A 17,108-nucleotide genomic window follows, 5' to 3' on the forward strand; every position below is an offset into this window, starting at 1 on the left:
TTTGGCTCGCAGATGTTTTCAAGAACGCGCCCGCGGCGCGCCCGATGGCTGTTGCCGCCTGCCGCTGATCTCGGCGTGTTGAGGCGGCGACGATGAGCAGTCTCAGCGCCGGACCCGTGCTGGTTCTTGGCGGCGCCCGTTCCGGCAAATCGAGCTTCTCCGAGAGGCTCGCCGAAGCGTCCGGCCTCACCCGACATTATGTCGCCACGGGACGGGCCTGGGACGACGAAATGCGCGCGCGCATCGACCATCACCGGACAAGCCGCGGCGAAGGCTGGACGACGCATGAGGAGCCGGTCGATCTCGTCGGCGTGCTGAGAAGCATCGACGATCCTGCCAACGTGGTCCTGATCGACTGCCTGACGCTGTGGGTCACCAATCTCATGCTCGAAGAGCGCAACATCGCGGCGGAGTTCGCCGCCCTTGCCGCGTATCTCCCTGAGGCGCAGGCGCGTCTCGTATTCGTTTCCAACGAGGTCGGCCTCGGCATCGTGCCCGAGAACCGCATGGCCCGCGAATTCCGCGACCATGCCGGCCGGCTTCACCAGATCGTTGCGGAGAAATCCGCTGAAGTTTACTTTGTCGCGGCCGGTTTGCCGCTGAAAATGAAGGGTTGAAAAATGACCACTGCGAGAGCCAACCAGGGCAAGATCCCGGCGACCGTCATCACCGGCTTCCTTGGCGCCGGCAAGACGACGATGATCCGCAACCTGCTGCAGAATGCCGACGGCAAGCGCATCGCGCTGATCATCAACGAGTTCGGCGATCTCGGCGTCGATGGCGACGTGCTCAAGGGCTGCGGTGCGGAGGCCTGCACCGAGGACGATATCATCGAGCTCACCAATGGCTGCATCTGCTGCACGGTTGCCGATGATTTCATCCCGACCATGACCAAGCTGCTCGAGCGCGAAAACCGTCCCGATCACATCATCATCGAAACCTCGGGTCTCGCTTTGCCGCAGCCGCTGATCGCCGCCTTCAACTGGCCGGATATCCGCAGCGAAGTGACCGTCGATGGCGTCGTCACCGTGGTCGACAGCGCGGCCGTTGCCGCCGGCCGCTTTGCCGACGACCACGACAAGGTCGATGCGCTGCGCGTCGAAGACGACAATCTCGACCATGAAAGCCCGATCGAGGAACTGTTCGAGGACCAGCTGACCGCCGCCGACCTCATCGTTCTCAACAAGACCGACCTCATCGACGCCTCCGGCCTCAAGGCCGTGCGCGACGAGGTCTCCTCGCGCACCAGCCGCAAGCCTGCGATGATCGAGGCGAAGAACGGCGAAGTCGCCGCCGCCATCCTGCTCGGCCTCGGTGTCGGCACGGAAAGCGATATCGCCAACCGCAAGTCGCACCACGAGATGGAGCACGAGGCGGGCGAGGAGCACGACCACGACGAATTCGACAGCTTCGTCGTCGAGCTTGGTGCGATTGCCGACCCGGCCGCCTTCATCGATCGCCTGAAGGGCGTGATCGCAGAGCATGACGTTCTACGCCTCAAGGGCTTTGCCGATGTGCCCGGCAAGCCGATGCGCCTGTTGATCCAGGCTGTCGGCGCCCGCATCGACCAGTATTACGACCGCGCCTGGGGCGCGGGCGAGAAGCGCGGCACGCGCCTCGTCGTCATCGGCCTGCACGACATGGACGAGGCGGCGGTGCGCGCTGCGATCACCGCACTGGTCTAGACCGTTCCTTGAGTGAAATGATCTAATACATTGAAATGATGCAGTTTCGGGCGGAGGCAGCTTTCAGCGTTTCCGTCCGGGATTGCCCGAACGGACAAGACGAATGCATCTGCTTCTCGCCCAGAAAGGAACGATCGCCGACGGCAACGAAGCGATCGACCTTGGGCAAACGCCGGCCGATATCCTGTTCCTCTCTGCCGCCGACACCGAGCTTTCCTCGATCGCTGCAGCCCATGGTCGCCGCGACGGCGGCTTGAGCCTGCGCATCGCCAGCCTCATGAGCCTGATGCATCCGATGTCGGTCGACACCTATGTCGAGCGTACGGCGCGCCATGCCAAGCTGATCGTCGTCCGTCCGCTCGGTGGCGCCAGCTATTTCCGCTATCTGCTCGAAGCCCTGCATGCCGCCGCCGTCACCCACCGTTTCCAGATCGCGGTGCTGCCGGGCGACGACAAGCCGGATCCAGGGCTTGAGCCTTTCTCCACCGTCGCAGCCGACGACCGCCAGCGCCTCTGGGCCTATTTCACCGAAGGCGGCGCCGACAATGCCGGCCTCTTCCTCGACTATGCCGCGGCGCTGGTCACCGGTGCCGAGAAGCCGCAGCCAGCCAAGCCGCTGCTGAAGGCCGGAATCTGGTGGCCGGGCAAGGGCGTGATCGGGGTTTCGGCGTGGTTGCAGCTCGTCGCCGGCTTTGATGCCGACAAGACGGACAGGGTGGAATTCGAACCAACCATCGCCATCTGTTTCTACCGCGCCCTCGTCCAGAGCGGTGAGACACGACCGGTCGAGGCGCTGATCGACGCGTTGGCGAAACAAGGTGTCCGCGCGCTGCCGGTCTTCGTCTCCAGCCTCAAGGATGCCGTTTCCGTCGGCACGCTGCAAGCGATCTTTGCTGAAGCTGCACCCGACGTGGTGATGAACGCCACCGGTTTTGCCGTCTCGTCGCCCGGGGCCGATCGCCAGCCGACCGTGCTGGAATCGACCGGTGCGCCTGTCCTGCAGGTGATCTTCTCCGGCTCGTCGCGGGCACAGTGGGAAACGTCGCCGCAAGGGCTGATGGCGCGCGATCTCGCCATGAACGTTGCCCTGCCTGAAGTCGACGGCCGTATTCTTGCTCGCGCGGTCTCGTTCAAGGCGGCGTCGATCTACGACGCCAAGGTCGAGGCCAATATCGTCGGGCACGAGCCGCTCGAAGACCGGGTGCGCTTTGCCGCTGATCTTGCGGTCAACTGGGCGAAGCTGCGCCGGGCGCAACCGCCTGAGCGCCGTATCGCCATCGTCATGGCCAACTATCCGAACCGCGACGGTCGCCTCGGCAATGGTGTCGGGCTTGATACCCCAGCCGGCACCGTCGAAGTGCTGCGGGCGATGGCGAAAGAGGGTTATGCCGTTGCCGATATCCCGGACGACGGTGACGCGCTGATCCGGTATCTCATGGCCGGCCCGACCAATTCGGCAAGCCATGATCGCGAAATCCGCGAGTGCATTTCGCTGAACGATTACAAATCTTTCTTCGATTCGCTTCCGAAACAGATAAAGGATCAAGTCGCGGGCCGCTGGGGTGCGCCGGAAGTCGATCCCTTCTTCCTCGATGGTGCCTTCGCGCTGCCGCTCGCTCGCTTCGGCGAGGTGATCGTCGGCATCCAGCCGGCGCGCGGCTACAACATCGATCCGAAGGAAAGCTACCATTCGCCGGACCTCGTGCCGCCGCATGGTTATCTCGCCTTCTATGCTTACCTCCGCCAGCAATTCGGCGCGCAGGCGATCGTGCACATGGGCAAACACGGCAATCTCGAATGGCTGCCGGGCAAGGCCTTGGCGCTGTCGGAGACCTGTTATCCCGAGGCGATTTTCGGTCCACTGCCGCATATCTATCCCTTCATCGTCAACGATCCGGGCGAAGGCACGCAGGCCAAGCGCCGCACCAGCGCCGTGATCATCGACCACCTGACGCCGCCTTTGACGCGCGCCGAGTCTTACGGGCCACTGAAGGACCTGGAAGCGCTCGTCGACGAATACTATGACGCGGCCGGCGGCGACCCGCGGCGCCTGCGTCTGCTCAGCCGCCAGATCCTCGACCTCGTGCGCGACATCGGCCTCGACAGCGACGCCGGCATTCACAAGGGTGACAGCGACGACAAGGCGCTGGAAAAACTCGACGCCTATCTCTGCGACCTCAAGGAAATGCAGATCCGCGACGGCCTGCACATCTTCGGCGTCGCGCCGGAGGGGCGGTTGTTGACGGATCTGACCGTGGCGCTCGCACGTGTGCCGCGCGGTCTCGGCGAGGGCGGCGACCAGAGCCTGCAGCGGGCGATCGCAGCGGATGCGGGGCTCGCCCTCGACCCACTCGACTGCGTCATGTCCGACAGCTGGACAGCCCCGAAGCCACCAATCCTCGGCGACGTGTCCGACGCCCCCTGGCGCACCGCCGGCGATACGGTGGAGCGGATCGAGTTGCTGGCCGCACATCTCGTTGCCGGCGAACTGGCCTGCCCGGAAAGCTGGACCAACACCCGGGCCGTGCTCGACGAAATCGACACCCGCCTCAAGCCCTCGATTTCGGGCTCCGGCGCTGCGGAAATGGCGGGCTTCCTCACCGGCCTCAGCGGCCGTTTCGTCGCCCCCGGTCCCTCCGGGGCGCCGACGCGCGGCCGACCGGACGTGCTGCCGACGGGGCGCAATTTCTATTCCGTCGACAGCCGCTCCGTGCCGACACCGGCGGCCTACGAGCTCGGCAAAAAATCCGCCGAACTCCTGATCCGTCGCTATCTGCAGGATCACGGTGAGTGGCCATCCTCCTTCGGGCTGACGGCCTGGGGCACGGCGAACATGCGCACCGGTGGGGATGATATCGCCCAGGCGCTGGCGCTGATCGGTGCCAAGCCCACCTGGGACATGGTCTCGCGCCGGGTGATGGGCTACGAGATCGTGCCGCTTGCGGTGCTCGACCGTCCGCGCGTCGACGTCACCTTGCGCATTTCCGGATTCTTCCGCGATGCCTTCCCGGATCAGATCGCGCTCTTCGACAAGGCGATCCGAGCCGTCGGCGCGCTGGAAGAGGACGATGCCGACAACATGATCGCGGCGCGCATGCGGGCGGAAAGCCGGCGGCTGGAAGCAGAAGGTGTCGAGGCGGCCGAGGCTGCACGCCGCGCCTCCTACCGCGTCTTCGGCGCCAAACCCGGCGCCTATGGTGCCGGCCTGCAGGCATTGATCGACGAGAAGGGCTGGGAAACCAAGGCCGATCTCGCCGAGGCCTATCTCACCTGGGGCGCCTATGCCTATGGCGCCGGCGAGGAGGGCAAGGCCGAGCGCGGCCTCTTCGAGGAGCGCCTGCGCACGATCGAGGCGGTGGTGCAGAACCAGGACAACCGCGAGCACGACCTGCTCGACAGCGACGACTATTACCAGTTCGAAGGCGGCATGAGTGCTGCTGCCGAACAGCTCGGCGGACACCGCCCGGCGATCTACCACAACGACCATTCCCGGCCGGAAAAGCCGGTGATCCGCTCGCTCGAAGAGGAGATCGGCCGCGTGGTCAGGGCGCGTGTCGTCAATCCCAAGTGGATCGATGGCGTCATGCGCCATGGCTACAAGGGCGCCTTCGAGATCGCCGCCACGGTCGACTACATGTTCGCCTTTGCGGCGACCACGGGGGCCGTGCGCGACCACCATTTCGAGGCGGCCTATCAGGCATTCGTCGTCGACGAGCGCGTGGCGGATTTCCTGCGCGAGAAGAACCCGGCCGCTTTTGCCGAACTGGCCGAACGTTTCCTCGAAGCGATCGACCGCAATCTCTGGACCCCGCGCTCGAACTCGGCGCGATTTGAACTCGCCGGCATCGGCACGGCAGCAACCCGGTGTCGCGCCGGCAACGAATAGAGCGGTTCCGGGCTGGCGGTCTTCCGTCCGGAATTGCTTGGAAACAAAGACCCGGTTCCGTTTCACTGTTCAGTGAAGGAACCGAAGCGGGACGAGGGCAGCTGCCCATCCCGAACTTGAGAACTGAGGGAGTGATCATGAGCGACGAGACGACAGTAGGCGGCGAAGCCCCGGCCGAGAAGGATGATGCCCGCCACGCCATGAAGATGGCGAAGAAGAAGGCAGCCCGCGAAAAGATCATGGCGACGAAGACCGACGAGAAGGGTCTGATCATCGTCAACACCGGCAAGGGCAAGGGCAAGTCGACCGCCGGATTCGGCATGATCTTCCGCCATATCGCCCATGGCATGCCCTGCGCCGTCGTGCAGTTCATCAAGGGTGCTATGGCGACCGGCGAGCGTGAGTTGATCGAGAAGCATTTCGGCGACGTCTGCCAGTTCTATACGCTGGGCGAAGGTTTTACCTGGGAAACGCAGGACCGCGCCCGCGACGTGGCGATGGCGGAAAAGGCCTGGGAGAAGGCGAAGGAACTGATCCGCGACGAGCGCAACTCGATGGTGCTGCTCGACGAGATCAACATCGCGCTGCGCTACGACTACATCGACGTCGCCGAGGTCGTGCGCTTCCTGAAAGAGGAAAAGCCGCATATGACCCACGTGGTGCTCACCGGCCGCAACGCAAAGGAAGACCTGATCGAGATCGCCGACCTCGTCACCGAGATGGAGTTGATCAAGCATCCGTTCCGCTCCGGCATCAAGGCGCAGCAGGGCGTCGAATTCTGATGAGCCAGAGCTGGCAGTTCTGGGCACTGCTTTCGGCGGCCTTCGCTGCGCTCACGGCCGTGTTTGCCAAGGTCGGGGTTGCGCAGATCAACTCCGACTTCGCAACGCTGATCCGCACCGTCGTCATCCTCTGCGTGATCGCCGCCATCGTGGCGGCGACCGGGCAATGGCAGAAGCCATCGGAAATCTCGGGACGCACCTGGCTGTACCTGGCGCTGTCGGGCCTTGCGACCGGCGCCTCCTGGCTTGCCTATTTCCGCGCGCTAAAGCTCGGCGATGCGGCCCGTGTTGCCCCGATTGACAAGCTCTCGATCGTCATGGTCGCGATCTTCGGCGTACTGTTCCTCGGCGAAAAGCTCAACCTGATGAACTGGCTCGGCGTTGCCTTCATTGCGACAGGGGCATTGTTGATCGCAGTTTTCTGAATTTCTACGCGCCTGCCTCGCGTGAATTTGTTCCCTTAATGTTCGCCTCAGTCAAGCCGCAATCCTGATACACGAAATGGTTGTGGGTGGTGGGAGGACGGCATGCGGGATGGTGACGATAGGCGCAAGCGCCTTGAAAGGGACTATCTTTCCTTTGCCGTGTCAGCGACGGCAGCGCTGGCGGTCACCTGGGCTGCCGTCCACCTCGTGGCATCGGCTTCACTCTGCCCCTTTAAGCTTGTCGTTCCTCTCCTCGGTATCTTTCCGGCAATGGTCGCGGCGCGGTTGACGGTCGCGTTCAGCCGACCGGTTCGCAATACCTGGCAGTTGCTGGCGCTTTCCTGCATCTGTGGTTTCGGCACGGTTGCCGGGTTTGTCGGCGTCTACACTCTGACCACGTATTTTGCGAGTTGGGATCCCGGTGGATATGCGGTGCCTTATGCGGTGCTGGCGCGTTACGGACCGGCGTCCGATCTGCTGGTGTTCTCGGTCGCCGGTGCGCTCATGGCCGGGGCGACCTTGGGGCTGTGGCTGCTGCGAGACGGGCGGGTGCAACGCAATGGCGCTGATGGCGAACCGGGCGGGACGGCCGCTTCGATGCCTTCGGTGGTTGTCGCGCACGAGCCGTACATTCGCAGCCGCCAATCGCGGGCAGACGAACGCTACTTCTGGCTATCGATTTTCATCGGCCCCTTTGTCGTTATCCTGCCGCTGATAATTCTGGAGATGATTTTCTGGCCGCAAAACGCGATCAGCGCAGACAAACTGCCGTGGGCGGTGCTGAGATACTATTTCGGTGGCACTTACGCCGTCGCAATCAGCGCGGTGCTGGTTCTTGCGTTCGTATCCAATCGCTCACGCCGCTCGGCCTGGCTTGCGGCCCTATTTATCGGCTTGCACGTCGGAGCGGTCTTCACGCTTCTGTTTGATTATGCAGACAATACCGCCAGCAATCAGGCGTTTCTGTTGCTGTTCGCCGGCCTTCTCGGCGCTCTTTCGGCTGCCATCTGCGCCGCGATGTGGTTTCCCGATCGGCGTGGCCTTGGTGGGCAGACTGCGGAACAGACAGCGTCAGCGCGGGATCTGATGCGTGGGCTGGTGATCGCCGGCTTTGCGGCACCCACTGTGGCTGCGCTTGTTTGCTGCCTTTTGGCCGTCGCCGCGCAAATGTTTGGCATCGCGCCCCAGGACCTGTTCAACGGTGGCAGGCAGGTTGGCGCGGCAGAGACGTGGGTCTTGAACTATCGGGTCTGGGCGGTTGTGGCCTTGATGACGATGATGCTCGACCAGTTTCTCAAAGACAGGGCCGCCCGGCCGGGCGTCGCCATCGTCATCCTCTCGCTTGCAGCCTTTCTCGTCGGCGGCGCAATGGCACATAGCCTGAGCGAGGACATTCTTCGGAAGATCGTGCCGATATCGGCGGCCACCTTCCTCGGGCTTGGTCTTACCAGCGTCGTTGCCGGCCTTTCAGCCGTCGTTCTGATCCGCCGCGGCCCTTTGCGCGAAGCGGCCAATGTGGAGAGCGTCGCTGCCTGAGGACGAAGCTCGCGATCCAGCCTACCAGCGGACGCGCCGTTGTCGGCATCCTGGGCCAACCGAAAGGCGACCGGGCGGACAGACGCTTTCATGGACGCGGGCACAGCTCTTCGGGTGTCTTGGGGACCGGCAGTGCGGCTTCGACAATCGCGGCTTGCGAGCGGCGCGAATCTGACCGCGATACCGGCTGCTAAGTATAATGTTCTTGAAATGTTCGTGGATTTACGACAATCCTGCCTGCACGACAGGGTTGAGCGTTGGCGAGGGAAAGCGGCATGGATGTCATGGAGAATTGGCGTGGGCGCCTCGCGCGGGAATATGTTCCGTTTTCGACATGGGTTGCGGCGGCATTCGTGGCGGCCGGCACGGTCGTCGGCTGTTTAGCGGCATCGGAAACTGCCGGTCTTCCGGTTCTAATGTTTGTCGTACCATTTCTCTGCGCCTTGCCTGCGATGAGTTCGGCGTGGCTGACGGTCACCCTCCGGCGGTTTCTCCATGAAAGGTGGCAGCTTCCAGCACTCTCCGCCGCTTGTGCTTTCGTGACGATGGCTGGCTTTGCCCTCGTTTACGTAATTGCGGCTACCGTGGCGAGGTGGGATCCCAGCGAAAATGAACCTTCTTTTGTTTGGCCAGGCGATGCGCGTGCGGCTATCATCGGCTTGCTGCAAGAGGCCGTTTTCTACGTCCTCCTTCCGGCTGGAATTGGCGCGCTGGTGGCAAGTATCAGTGCGGCGCTTTGGTTGTATCGCGAGGGACGAAAGCCACAGGCAGGCGGCATCGAAGCCGCGGATGGAACGATCGCTGTTGCACCAGCGGTCGAGGCGAATGGGCAGACGGGCAAAGCCAATCGTGAAGAGCGCTATTTCTGGCTCACGACCGCATTGGGTCCGATCATCGTTGTCTTTCCGATAGCCTTTCTCCTGGATGTGCTTTCTTCCCCCGGGAACGCCAACGGAAGGGTGCTGCCATTGCTGTGGTTCGTGCTGAGGCTCTACTACGGCGGGACATTTGCCGCCGCCGTCTCCGCGGTTCTGATGCTCACGCTCGTCTTCAAGCGCTCCCGTTGGTCAGCCTGGCCAGCTGCACTCTGCGTCGGCCTTCATGCCGGCGCGATATTCCTGCTTCTGTTCGTTCCTTCGGAGGGCAATGCTGAAACACAATCGGATCTGCCGCTGATCGGCGGGGCCGCCGGCGCCCTGTCTGCGGCCGCCTGTGCGGCGATATGGTTTCCCGATCGACGCCGGCAAACCTTGGGAGACACGTGGGCAGAGGCGCGGCTGAGGGGATGGGCGTTGGCGCGCCCCTTGATCGTCGCCGGTCTCGTCGCACCGCTCATCGCAGCCTTTGCTTATGGCGTCTTCGTCGCTGCCTCGCCGTGGACATTTCCAGATGCCACGTTCATCGGGCGGTTGCGGGCCTTCGATCCCGAAATCTGGGCCATCGCTTACAGGATCTGGGCAGTCGTGGCGCTGCAAGCGCTGGCGCTACGCTTCCTGCTTGCGGCAGTTGTGGTGGGGCCAATCGGTTTCATCCCCCTGCTGTTCTTGATGTTCCTGTTTACGGGCAGCCTGGGCCATAGCCTCGACGATTACGTCATGTCGACGCCCATGCCGATTTCGTTCGCGTCCTTCTTCGAGCTTGGTTTGCCTGGCCTTGTGGCTGCGCTTGCGGCCCTCTATTTTATCGACCGTGAGCGACCACGCCGCGCAGTCGAGGCGGGCAATGCTGCCGCCTGAGGCGGCAGCATTCCGAGGTCACACCCACCGGCGGACACGCCTGCAATAGGCGTCGTAGGCGTTGCCGAAGGCGCGGGCGAGGTGGGCTTCCTCCATGCGGATCTGGTAGGAAATCGTGATCCAGGCCGAGAGCGCCAGCGCCACCGAGACGACGTTCGGCACGGCCAGAACCGTGCCGATGAGCGCGGTCACCATGCCGAGATAGATCGGGTTGCGCGAGAACGCATAGAGGCCGTTGGTCACAAGCGGCGTATCCTGCTTTTCAGGGATGCCGATCTTCCAGGAATGGCGCATCGCCCATTGTGACAGCATCGTGAGCCCGCCGCCGAGCGTCATCAGCGCCAGCCCGACGGCGTGAAGGAGGGGCGTGTCGAGCGCCGGAATCCGTCCGAGGGCGGCATCGACGGATGCCGGGAGCATGGCGACCGCGAAAAGGTGGATCACCAGCGCCGCGACGATCAGGCGGAAAAGCTTGCCCGCAAACCCCTCGGCATCGTCGCCATAGGTCAGCACGACCGGGGAGCGGCCGGATTGCACACGGCGGAGGATCGCCAGCGCCTGCGTGGACAATCCGACGACGAGCATCAGCATGGCGGGAAGGGTGGTGGACATGGAAACCTCTGGAGCGAGCGGAGTGACAAGACAGGCGCGTTCGCCGGGTAGGCTCTCCCTGTGAGCGTCGGCCTGGCGAAGCATTCCGGATCATCTTGAAATCTCTAGTGACTGGAGGTTCAAGTGCCGGGGTTGTCCGACTTTCGTCATGGTTACCGGATCTTTTGCCGAGGTCTGGAGGCTGTCCTCGTCGTCCGCCGTGTCGGAAGGGTGGCAAAATTCGAGCCTTGAAGGCTGCTCCTTCCGTCGGGCGATTGTATAGGCAGGAGGCCGCACCCATGTTAGAGCGTCGACAGGCTAAATACGGGTGAACCTTGAAGAATACTCTCAAAGCTGCGCTTGGTGTCGCATCGATCTTGCTGTTCTTGTCATCAGGCGTGGCGGGGCAGGCGCAAACCGTGAAGAGCGGTGCGTCACGGGCCCAGGAAACGACGGCCAGCCAGAAGACGAAACCGAAAACCAAAACGACGCGCAAGCAAAGGGCCGCGGATGAAGCCAAGGCCAAGGCGCTCGCCGAAGCGCGCCGCCCACGGCTCTGCAAGACCCGGGACAACGAATGCGGCTATGGCGCAGGTCCGGTCGGAGAACAGTGCTCGTGCTGGTCTAAATCCGGTGCGCCGGATCTTGGCATAACTGTCAGACGTTGATCGCCCGCGACATGCGCGCGGGCCGGCAAGCGCGCCGTTCGAAGCAACCTGACGCGATCGAAAGCGCAGGTCGGCTGGTTCGTTCCAAAGGCTTGGAATTGGGTTTGAGTGATGGAAGCCGGCGTTGAACGCAGAAAAATGACCGACCTCGAAAACAGTGCGCTTCAGTTCGCGACCCGAGCACATGGGGAGCAGAAGCGCAAATATGACGGCCGGCCCTATATCGTTCATCCGGTCGCGGTGGCCGAGATCGTTCGAAGCGCTCCCCATACGCCCGAAATGATCGCCGCAGCGCTGCTTCACGATACGGTCGAGGATACCGACGCGACGCTGTTGGAGATCAAGGAGGCGTTCGGCCCCAAGGTCGCAACGCTGGTTGCGTGGCTCACCGATATATCCACCCCGTTCCACGGCAACCGACAGGTGCGCAAGGAACTGGATCGCCAGCACCTTGCGCTGGCGCCAGCGGCGGCGAAAACCATCAAGCTCGCCGACCTGATCGACAATGCGACAGCGATCAAAGCCGGCGATCCGAATTTCTGGAAAGTGTTCGGCGCCGAGATGAAGCGCCTACTGGAAGTCTTGGGCGACGGCGACGAAACCCTTCTCGCAAAGGCCCGTGCATTGGCGCCGGATTGAGAGTTCTGCCGTTTATCGGCAAGCCTCTCCGCGCCCCGTCGATCCGGCCCGCCGGTCATCGAGGATTGCAGAACGGACGTGCGCTTGCGGTCTCTGCCCGCCGGTGTGGCCCATGACGCCTCGTAGGCTCGATCCGCGCGCCCATTAGGACGGCGCAGAACTTGGCGACCGCGCTGGCGCCTCAAAGCCCCAGCCAGATCCTCAAGGGATGCGTCGGATCGGCGAGCAGCCGGATCGCGAGCGCGATCGAGACGATGACGAGCAGCGGCTTGATGATCTTGGCGCCCTTGGCCATGGCATAGCGCGAGCCGACCTGGGCGCCGAGGAACTGGCCGAGGCCCATCAACAGGCCGACCTTCCAGAGGACGGCGCCGAAGAAGAGGAAGACGCCGAAGGCGCCGACGTTGGAACCGAAGTTGAGGAACTTCGTGTGCGCCGTCGCTTTCAACACGCCAAAGCCGGCAAGCGTGACGAAGCCGAGCATGAAGAAGGAGCCGGTGCCGGGGCCGAAGACGCCGTCGTAAAAGCCGATCAATGGCACCAGCGTCAGCGTGAAGACGAAGGGGGTGACGCGCCTGTGCTGGTCGACGTCGCCCATGTTCGGCTTCAGGCCGAAATAAAGCGCAATGGCGATCAACAGAAAGGGCAGGATCGCCTTCAGCACATCGCCGGGAACGATGGTCGCAAGCAGGGCGCCGAGCACGGCGCCGGCCGCCGACATCAGCGCCATCGGCAGTTGCTCTTTCAGGTTCACATGGCCGCGCCGGGCATAGGACAGCGTCGCCGAGCCGGAGCCGAACAATCCCTGCAGCTTGTTGGTGCCGAGCGTCTGCAAGGGCGGGATACCGGCAATCAGCATGGCCGGAATGGTGATCATGCCGCCGCCGCCAGCGATCGAATCGATGAAGCCGGCAATGAACGCGGCGACGAACAGGAAGGCGAGCAGGTGGAAGGCGAGATCTTGCACGGCGGGGACTCAAAGGGGGAGATGTCAGGCGGGATTTTCCGCCTTGTGTCAGAGCCCGGCGCGATTTGCAAAGCCTTCTGTCGCGGTGTCGCTGTTCACGCAGGCATCGGAACCGCGAAACCGGCAGAGATTCAAAGCCTTGTCCTGAGTCGCTGGCTTTCTGGATGGAGGCGCTCTTGCGCGCACCGCCGCCGAGATGGGCTGTCATTGCGATACGGCGGGCGGATGACGATCTTCCTCAAACGCGACATGGCGATGGCGCAATCCGGTTTGACCGGCCTTTCGCGCTCCGGTAAAAATGAAGGATATGCGACGGCGTCCGCTTCGGTGGACTGAAAGAGCGTCCGGTGCGGCCGACCCAGCCAGGGGGCCATCAGCCGGTGCTGTCCAGATCGGCCGGGACCATTCGTCCCAGCCGGCGCTTCGTTAAGGAGAACCGACGAAGGGAGCCGGCCGCCGATGCCATCGGGCCAACACGCTGCACAGACGACAAAGGCAGGAGCCGGGCTGGTGCTTGGCCTCGGCTGCGAGCGTCGCACGCCGGCCGACGAGGTGATCGTCCTTGCCGAGCGCGCGCTTGCCGATGCCGGTGCTGTGGCCAGCGATCTGCGGCTGGTCGCCTCGCTCGATGCCCGCGCCGAGGAACCGGCGATCCTGGCGGCGGCCAGACATTTCGCGGTTCCGGCCGCGTTCTACGATGCCGCCACGCTCGAAGCCGAAGCTTCGCGGCTCGCCAATCCCTCGGAGATCGTCTTTGCCTACACCGGCTGCCATGGCGTCGCCGAAGGGGCAGCGCTCGTCGGCGCCGGCAGCGAGGCCGTGCTGATCGTGGCGAAGATCGTCTCCGCCCATGCGACGGCGGCCCTCGCAGGGCCGGCGACCTTGCGCGCTGAAAAGCGCATCCCGGCGGCGGAGGCTGTCTGATGCGCGCTTATGTTGTTGAATTGAATCAATCTTTTGTCCGGGTTTGCTCAGGAATGGAATCCGGTTCTTTAGAGATCGCGTCAGGCGCGCCGTTGGGCGGCGCCGAAATACAGGTGGGACAGCACGCATGATCGACAACCTCTTTGCCGGGTTGCCGGCGCTCGAAAAAGGTTCGGTCTGGCTGGTCGGCGCCGGCCCGGGCGATCCCGGCCTGTTGACGCTGCATGCGGCCAATGCGCTGCGCCAGGCGGATGTGATCGTGCACGATGCGCTGGTCAACGAGGATTGCCTCAAGCTCGCGCGGCCGGGTGCCGTGCTGGAGTTTGCGGGCAAGCGCGGCGGCAAGCCGTCGCCGAAGCAGCGCGACATCTCGCTTCGCCTCGTCGAACTCGCGCGCGCCGGCAACCGGGTGCTGCGCCTCAAAGGCGGCGATCCCTTCGTCTTCGGCCGTGGCGGCGAGGAGGCGCTGACGCTGGTCGAGCATCAGGTGCCGTTTCGCATCGTGCCCGGCATCACCGCAGGCATCGGTGGCCTTGCCTATGCCGGCATTCCGGTGACCCACCGCGAGGTGAACCACGCCGTCACGTTCCTGACTGGCCATGATTCCTCCGGCCTGGTGCCGGACCGCATCAACTGGCAAGGCATCGCCAGCGGCTCGCCCGTCATCGTCATGTATATGGCGATGAAGCATATCGGCGCCATCACTGCCAACCTCATTGCCGGCGGGCGCTCGCCGGACGAGCCGGTCGCCTTTGTCTGCAACGCGGCAACGCCGGAGCAGACAGTACTGGAAACGACGCTGTCGCGCGCCGAGGCCGATGTCGCGGCGGCAGGCCTGGAGCCGCCGGCGATCGTCGTCGTCGGTGAGGTGGTGCGACTGCGCGCAGCGCTCGACTGGATCGGCGCGCTCGACGGGCGCAAGCTCGCCGCCGACCCCTTCGCCAATCGTATCCTCAGGAACCCGGCATGAGCGGATTGCTGATTGCCGCACCATCGTCCGGCTCCGGCAAGACGACGGTGACGCTCGGGCTGATGCGCGCGCTGAAGAAGCGCGGCGTGGCGATCGCGCCCGGCAAGGCGGGGCCGGACTATATCGATCCCGCCTTCCATGCGGCGGCGACCGGGGAGCCCTGCTTCAACTACGATCCCTGGGCGATGCGCCCGGAACTGCTGCTGGCCAATGCGTCGCATGCGGCTGCCGGCGGGCGCACCTTGATCGTCGAGGCGATGATGGGGCTGCATGACGGGGCTGCCGACGGTTCGGGAACGCCGGCTGATCTCGCCGCGACGCTGAACCTCGCGGTCATTCTGGTGGTCGATTGCGCCCGCATGTCCCAGTCGGTTGCCGCACTGGTGCGCGGCTATGCGGATCACCGCGACGATATCCGGGTCGTCGGCGTCATCCTCAACAAGGTCGGCAGCGATCGGCATGAAATGATGCTGCGCGATGCGCTCGCCAAGGTGCGCATGCCTGTGTTCGGCGTGCTCCGCCAGGACAGCGCGCTGCAACTGCCGGAGCGCCATCTCGGCCTGGTGCAGGCGGGCGAACATTCGGCGCTCGAAGGTTTCATCGAGGCGGCGGCCGCGCGCGTCGAGGCTGCCTGCGATCTTGAGGCCATCCGCCTGATCGCGACGATTTTTCCGCAGGTGCCCGCGGCCGCCGATACGAGGCGGCTGCAGCCGTTCGGCCAGCGCATCGCCGTCGCGCGCGATATCGCCTTTGCCTTCTGTTACGAGCACCTGCTTTACGGCTGGCGGCAAGGCGGGGCGGAGGTTTCCTTCTTCTCGCCGCTCGCCGACGAGGCGCCGGATGCAGAGGCCGATGCCGTCTATCTGCCCGGCGGCTATCCGGAGCTGCATGCGGGGCGCTTAAGCGCCGCCGCCCGCTTCCGCTCGGGCATGAATTCGGTTGCCGAACGCGGCGCCCGGATTTTTGGCGAATGCGGCGGCTACATGGTGCTTGGCGAAGGGCTTGTCGCTGCCGATGGCGCACGCTACGACATGCTCGGCCTGCTGCCACTCGTCACCAGTTTTGCCGAGCGCAGGCGGCACCTCGGCTATCGCCGCGTCGTGCCTGTCGACAACGCCTTCTTCGATGGACCCATGACGGCGCACGAATTCCACTATGCGACCATCCTCGCCGAAGGGGCGGCCGATCGGCTGTTTGCCGTCAGCGACGCCGCCGGCGAGGATCTCGGCCAGGCAGGCCTCCGGCGTGGCCCTGTCGCCGGTTCCTTCATGCATCTGATCGATGTCGCAGGTGCTGCATGAGCGCACCGATCGTTCACGGCGGCGGCATCACCGAAGCCGCGGCGCGCTATGGCGGCCGGCTCGAAGACTGGCTGGATCTTTCGACCGGCATCAACCCATGCCCCGTCGCCCTGCCTGAAGTGCCCGAGCGCGCCTGGCACCGGCTGCCGGACCGGCAGACGGTGGATGACGCGCGGCGCGCGGCCGCCGACTACTACCGCACCAACGGCGTGCTCCCGTTGCCAGTGCCGGGCACGCAATCGGTGATCCAGCTGCTGCCGCGTCTTGCCCCGGCAGGCAGGCGCGTCGCGATCTTCGGCCCGACCTATGGCGAATATGCCCGCGTGCTCGAGGCGGCCGGCTTTGCCGTCGATCGCGTCGCGGATGCCGACGCGCTGACGGCCGAACATGGCCTTGTCATCGTCGTCAACCCCAACAACCCGACCGGCCGCGCCTTGACGCCGACGGAGCTTTTGGCGATCGCCGCAAGGCAAAAAGCGAGCGGCGGGCTGCTGCTCGTCGATGAGGCCTTCGGCGATCTCGAGCCGGAGCTGAGCGTCGCCGGCCATGTGCCGGGGCAGGGCAATCTCATCGTCTTCCGCTCCTTCGGCAAGTTCTTCGGCCTTGCGGGCCTGCGCCTCGGTTTCGTCGTTGCGACCGAACCGGTGCTTGCGTCCTTTGCCGACTGGCTCGGCCCCTGGGCCGTCTCCGGTCCGGCGTTGACGATCTCGAAAGCGTTGATGCAGGGCGATACGAAGGCGATCGCAGCCGGCATCCTCGCGCGTCGCGCCGGCCTCGACGCGGCACTCGATGGGGCAGGGCTCGCCCGCATCGGCGGCACGGGGCTTTTCGTGCTGGTCGAGCATCCGAGGGCAGGTCTGCTGCAGGAGCGGCTCTGCGAGGCTCATATCCTCACGCGCAAGTTCGACTATGCGCCGACCTGGCTCAGGATCGGGTTGGCACCTGACGCGGCGGGCGACCGGCGGCTTGCGGACGCGCTTGCCGGCATGGAGCTCTGA

15 protein-coding genes are annotated in these 17,108 nt (G+C 64.4%); 13 read left to right on the forward strand and 2 right to left on the reverse strand.

Annotated features, from left to right (window positions below):
• Positions 1-92 precede the first annotated feature (92 nt).
• The 7 genes from cobU to JVX98_RS11010 all read left to right on the forward strand — a co-directional run bounded on the left by cobU (position 93) and on the right by JVX98_RS11010 (position 10,050).
• A complete protein-coding gene (gene cobU / locus JVX98_RS10980; RefSeq protein WP_205238608.1) occupies positions 93-617 on the forward strand; it encodes a bifunctional adenosylcobinamide kinase/adenosylcobinamide-phosphate guanylyltransferase in 525 nt (174 codons plus the stop codon).
• Positions 618-620: 3 nt separating this feature from the next.
• Positions 621-1,685 carry a cobalamin biosynthesis protein CobW gene (gene cobW, locus JVX98_RS10985; RefSeq protein ID WP_205238609.1) on the forward strand — a complete coding sequence of 355 codons (1,065 nt, stop codon included), beginning with the start codon at positions 621-623 and terminating at the stop codon, positions 1,683-1,685.
• Positions 1,686-1,788: 103 nt separating this feature from the next.
• Positions 1,789-5,571, forward strand: a complete 3,783-nt coding sequence (gene cobN, locus JVX98_RS10990; protein WP_205238610.1) for a cobaltochelatase subunit CobN — start codon at positions 1,789-1,791, stop codon at positions 5,569-5,571.
• Between the two features lie 137 nt (positions 5,572-5,708).
• The gene (cobO, locus tag JVX98_RS10995) at positions 5,709-6,353 is read left to right on the forward strand and encodes a cob(I)yrinic acid a,c-diamide adenosyltransferase (protein ID WP_043617391.1); all 645 of its coding nucleotides are present in this window, start codon (positions 5,709-5,711) and stop codon (positions 6,351-6,353) included.
• Positions 6,353-6,778 (forward strand): EamA family transporter, encoded by a 426-nt coding sequence (locus JVX98_RS11000; RefSeq protein ID WP_205238611.1) that lies wholly within the window; start codon positions 6,353-6,355, stop codon positions 6,776-6,778. The genes cobO and JVX98_RS11000 overlap by 1 nt, the downstream gene beginning before the upstream one ends.
• A 102-nt stretch (positions 6,779-6,880) precedes the next feature.
• Positions 6,881-8,314, forward strand: a complete 1,434-nt coding sequence (locus tag JVX98_RS11005; RefSeq protein ID WP_205238612.1) for a hypothetical protein — start codon at positions 6,881-6,883, stop codon at positions 8,312-8,314.
• A 275-nt stretch (positions 8,315-8,589) separates the two neighbouring features.
• Positions 8,590-10,050 carry a hypothetical protein gene (locus JVX98_RS11010; protein WP_205238613.1) on the forward strand — a complete coding sequence of 487 codons (1,461 nt, stop codon included), beginning with the start codon at positions 8,590-8,592 and terminating at the stop codon, positions 10,048-10,050.
• Positions 10,051-10,068: 18 nt separating this feature from the next.
• Here JVX98_RS11010 and JVX98_RS11015 read toward each other — a convergent pair whose 3' ends face one another.
• Positions 10,069-10,662 carry an isoprenylcysteine carboxylmethyltransferase family protein gene (locus JVX98_RS11015; protein WP_205238614.1) on the reverse strand — a complete coding sequence of 198 codons (594 nt, stop codon included), beginning with the start codon at positions 10,660-10,662 and terminating at the stop codon, positions 10,069-10,071.
• Positions 10,663-10,976: 314 nt separating this feature from the next.
• Between JVX98_RS11015 and JVX98_RS11020 the strand changes: the two genes are divergently transcribed.
• Both JVX98_RS11020 and JVX98_RS11025 read left to right on the forward strand, forming a co-directional pair.
• Positions 10,977-11,309 (forward strand): hypothetical protein, encoded by a 333-nt coding sequence (locus tag JVX98_RS11020; protein WP_205238615.1) that lies wholly within the window; start codon positions 10,977-10,979, stop codon positions 11,307-11,309.
• Positions 11,310-11,447: 138 nt separating this feature from the next.
• The gene (locus JVX98_RS11025; RefSeq protein ID WP_205238616.1) at positions 11,448-11,948 is read left to right on the forward strand and encodes an HD domain-containing protein; all 501 of its coding nucleotides are present in this window, start codon (positions 11,448-11,450) and stop codon (positions 11,946-11,948) included.
• Positions 11,949-12,129: 181 nt separating this feature from the next.
• Here the strand turns inward: JVX98_RS11025 and JVX98_RS11030 are convergent, their stop codons facing one another.
• Positions 12,130-12,915 carry a TSUP family transporter gene (locus tag JVX98_RS11030; protein WP_192446377.1) on the reverse strand — a complete coding sequence of 262 codons (786 nt, stop codon included), beginning with the start codon at positions 12,913-12,915 and terminating at the stop codon, positions 12,130-12,132.
• Between the two features lie 459 nt (positions 12,916-13,374).
• On the opposite strand from JVX98_RS11030, the gene JVX98_RS11035 reads away from it, so the two are divergent.
• From JVX98_RS11035 to cobD, 4 genes are all read left to right on the forward strand, one after another.
• A complete protein-coding gene (locus JVX98_RS11035) occupies positions 13,375-13,839 on the forward strand; it encodes a cobalamin biosynthesis protein (protein WP_192446376.1) in 465 nt (154 codons plus the stop codon).
• A 130-nt stretch (positions 13,840-13,969) separates the two neighbouring features.
• Positions 13,970-14,809 (forward strand): uroporphyrinogen-III C-methyltransferase, encoded by an 840-nt coding sequence (cobA, locus tag JVX98_RS11040; protein ID WP_371826560.1) that lies wholly within the window; start codon positions 13,970-13,972, stop codon positions 14,807-14,809.
• Positions 14,806-16,110 (forward strand): cobyrinate a,c-diamide synthase, encoded by a 1,305-nt coding sequence (locus JVX98_RS11045; RefSeq protein WP_205238618.1) that lies wholly within the window; start codon positions 14,806-14,808, stop codon positions 16,108-16,110. The genes cobA and JVX98_RS11045 overlap by 4 nt, the downstream gene beginning before the upstream one ends.
• Positions 16,107-17,108: a threonine-phosphate decarboxylase CobD gene (cobD, locus tag JVX98_RS11050; RefSeq protein ID WP_205238619.1), complete on the forward strand. Its 1,002-nt coding sequence runs from the start codon at positions 16,107-16,109 to the stop codon at positions 17,106-17,108. Before JVX98_RS11045 ends, cobD begins: the two co-directional genes overlap by 4 nt.

Origin of the sequence: Ensifer sp. PDNC004, assembly GCF_016919405.1 — a bacterium.
Lineage (GTDB): Bacteria > Pseudomonadota > Alphaproteobacteria > Rhizobiales > Rhizobiaceae > Ensifer.

Excerpts from the sequence above, each read along its gene's own strand:
- cobU (WP_205238608.1), top strand. The coding sequence starts at position 93 with ATGAGCAGTCTCAGCGCCGGACCCGTGCTGGTTCTTGGCGGCGCCCGT.
- cobW (WP_205238609.1), top strand. The coding sequence starts at position 621 with ATGACCACTGCGAGAGCCAACCAGGGCAAGATCCCGGCGACCGTCATC.
- cobN (WP_205238610.1), top strand. The coding sequence starts at position 1,789 with ATGCATCTGCTTCTCGCCCAGAAAGGAACGATCGCCGACGGCAACGAA.
- cobO (WP_043617391.1), top strand. The coding sequence starts at position 5,709 with ATGAGCGACGAGACGACAGTAGGCGGCGAAGCCCCGGCCGAGAAGGAT.
- JVX98_RS11000 (WP_205238611.1), top strand. The coding sequence starts at position 6,353 with ATGAGCCAGAGCTGGCAGTTCTGGGCACTGCTTTCGGCGGCCTTCGCT.
- JVX98_RS11005 (WP_205238612.1), top strand. The coding sequence starts at position 6,881 with ATGCGGGATGGTGACGATAGGCGCAAGCGCCTTGAAAGGGACTATCTT.
- JVX98_RS11010 (WP_205238613.1), top strand. The coding sequence starts at position 8,590 with ATGGATGTCATGGAGAATTGGCGTGGGCGCCTCGCGCGGGAATATGTT.
- JVX98_RS11015 (WP_205238614.1), bottom strand. The coding sequence starts at position 10,662 with ATGTCCACCACCCTTCCCGCCATGCTGATGCTCGTCGTCGGATTGTCC.
- JVX98_RS11025 (WP_205238616.1), top strand. The coding sequence starts at position 11,448 with ATGACCGACCTCGAAAACAGTGCGCTTCAGTTCGCGACCCGAGCACAT.
- JVX98_RS11035 (WP_192446376.1), top strand. The coding sequence starts at position 13,375 with ATGCCATCGGGCCAACACGCTGCACAGACGACAAAGGCAGGAGCCGGG.
- JVX98_RS11045 (WP_205238618.1), top strand. The coding sequence starts at position 14,806 with ATGAGCGGATTGCTGATTGCCGCACCATCGTCCGGCTCCGGCAAGACG.
- cobD (WP_205238619.1), top strand. The coding sequence starts at position 16,107 with ATGAGCGCACCGATCGTTCACGGCGGCGGCATCACCGAAGCCGCGGCG.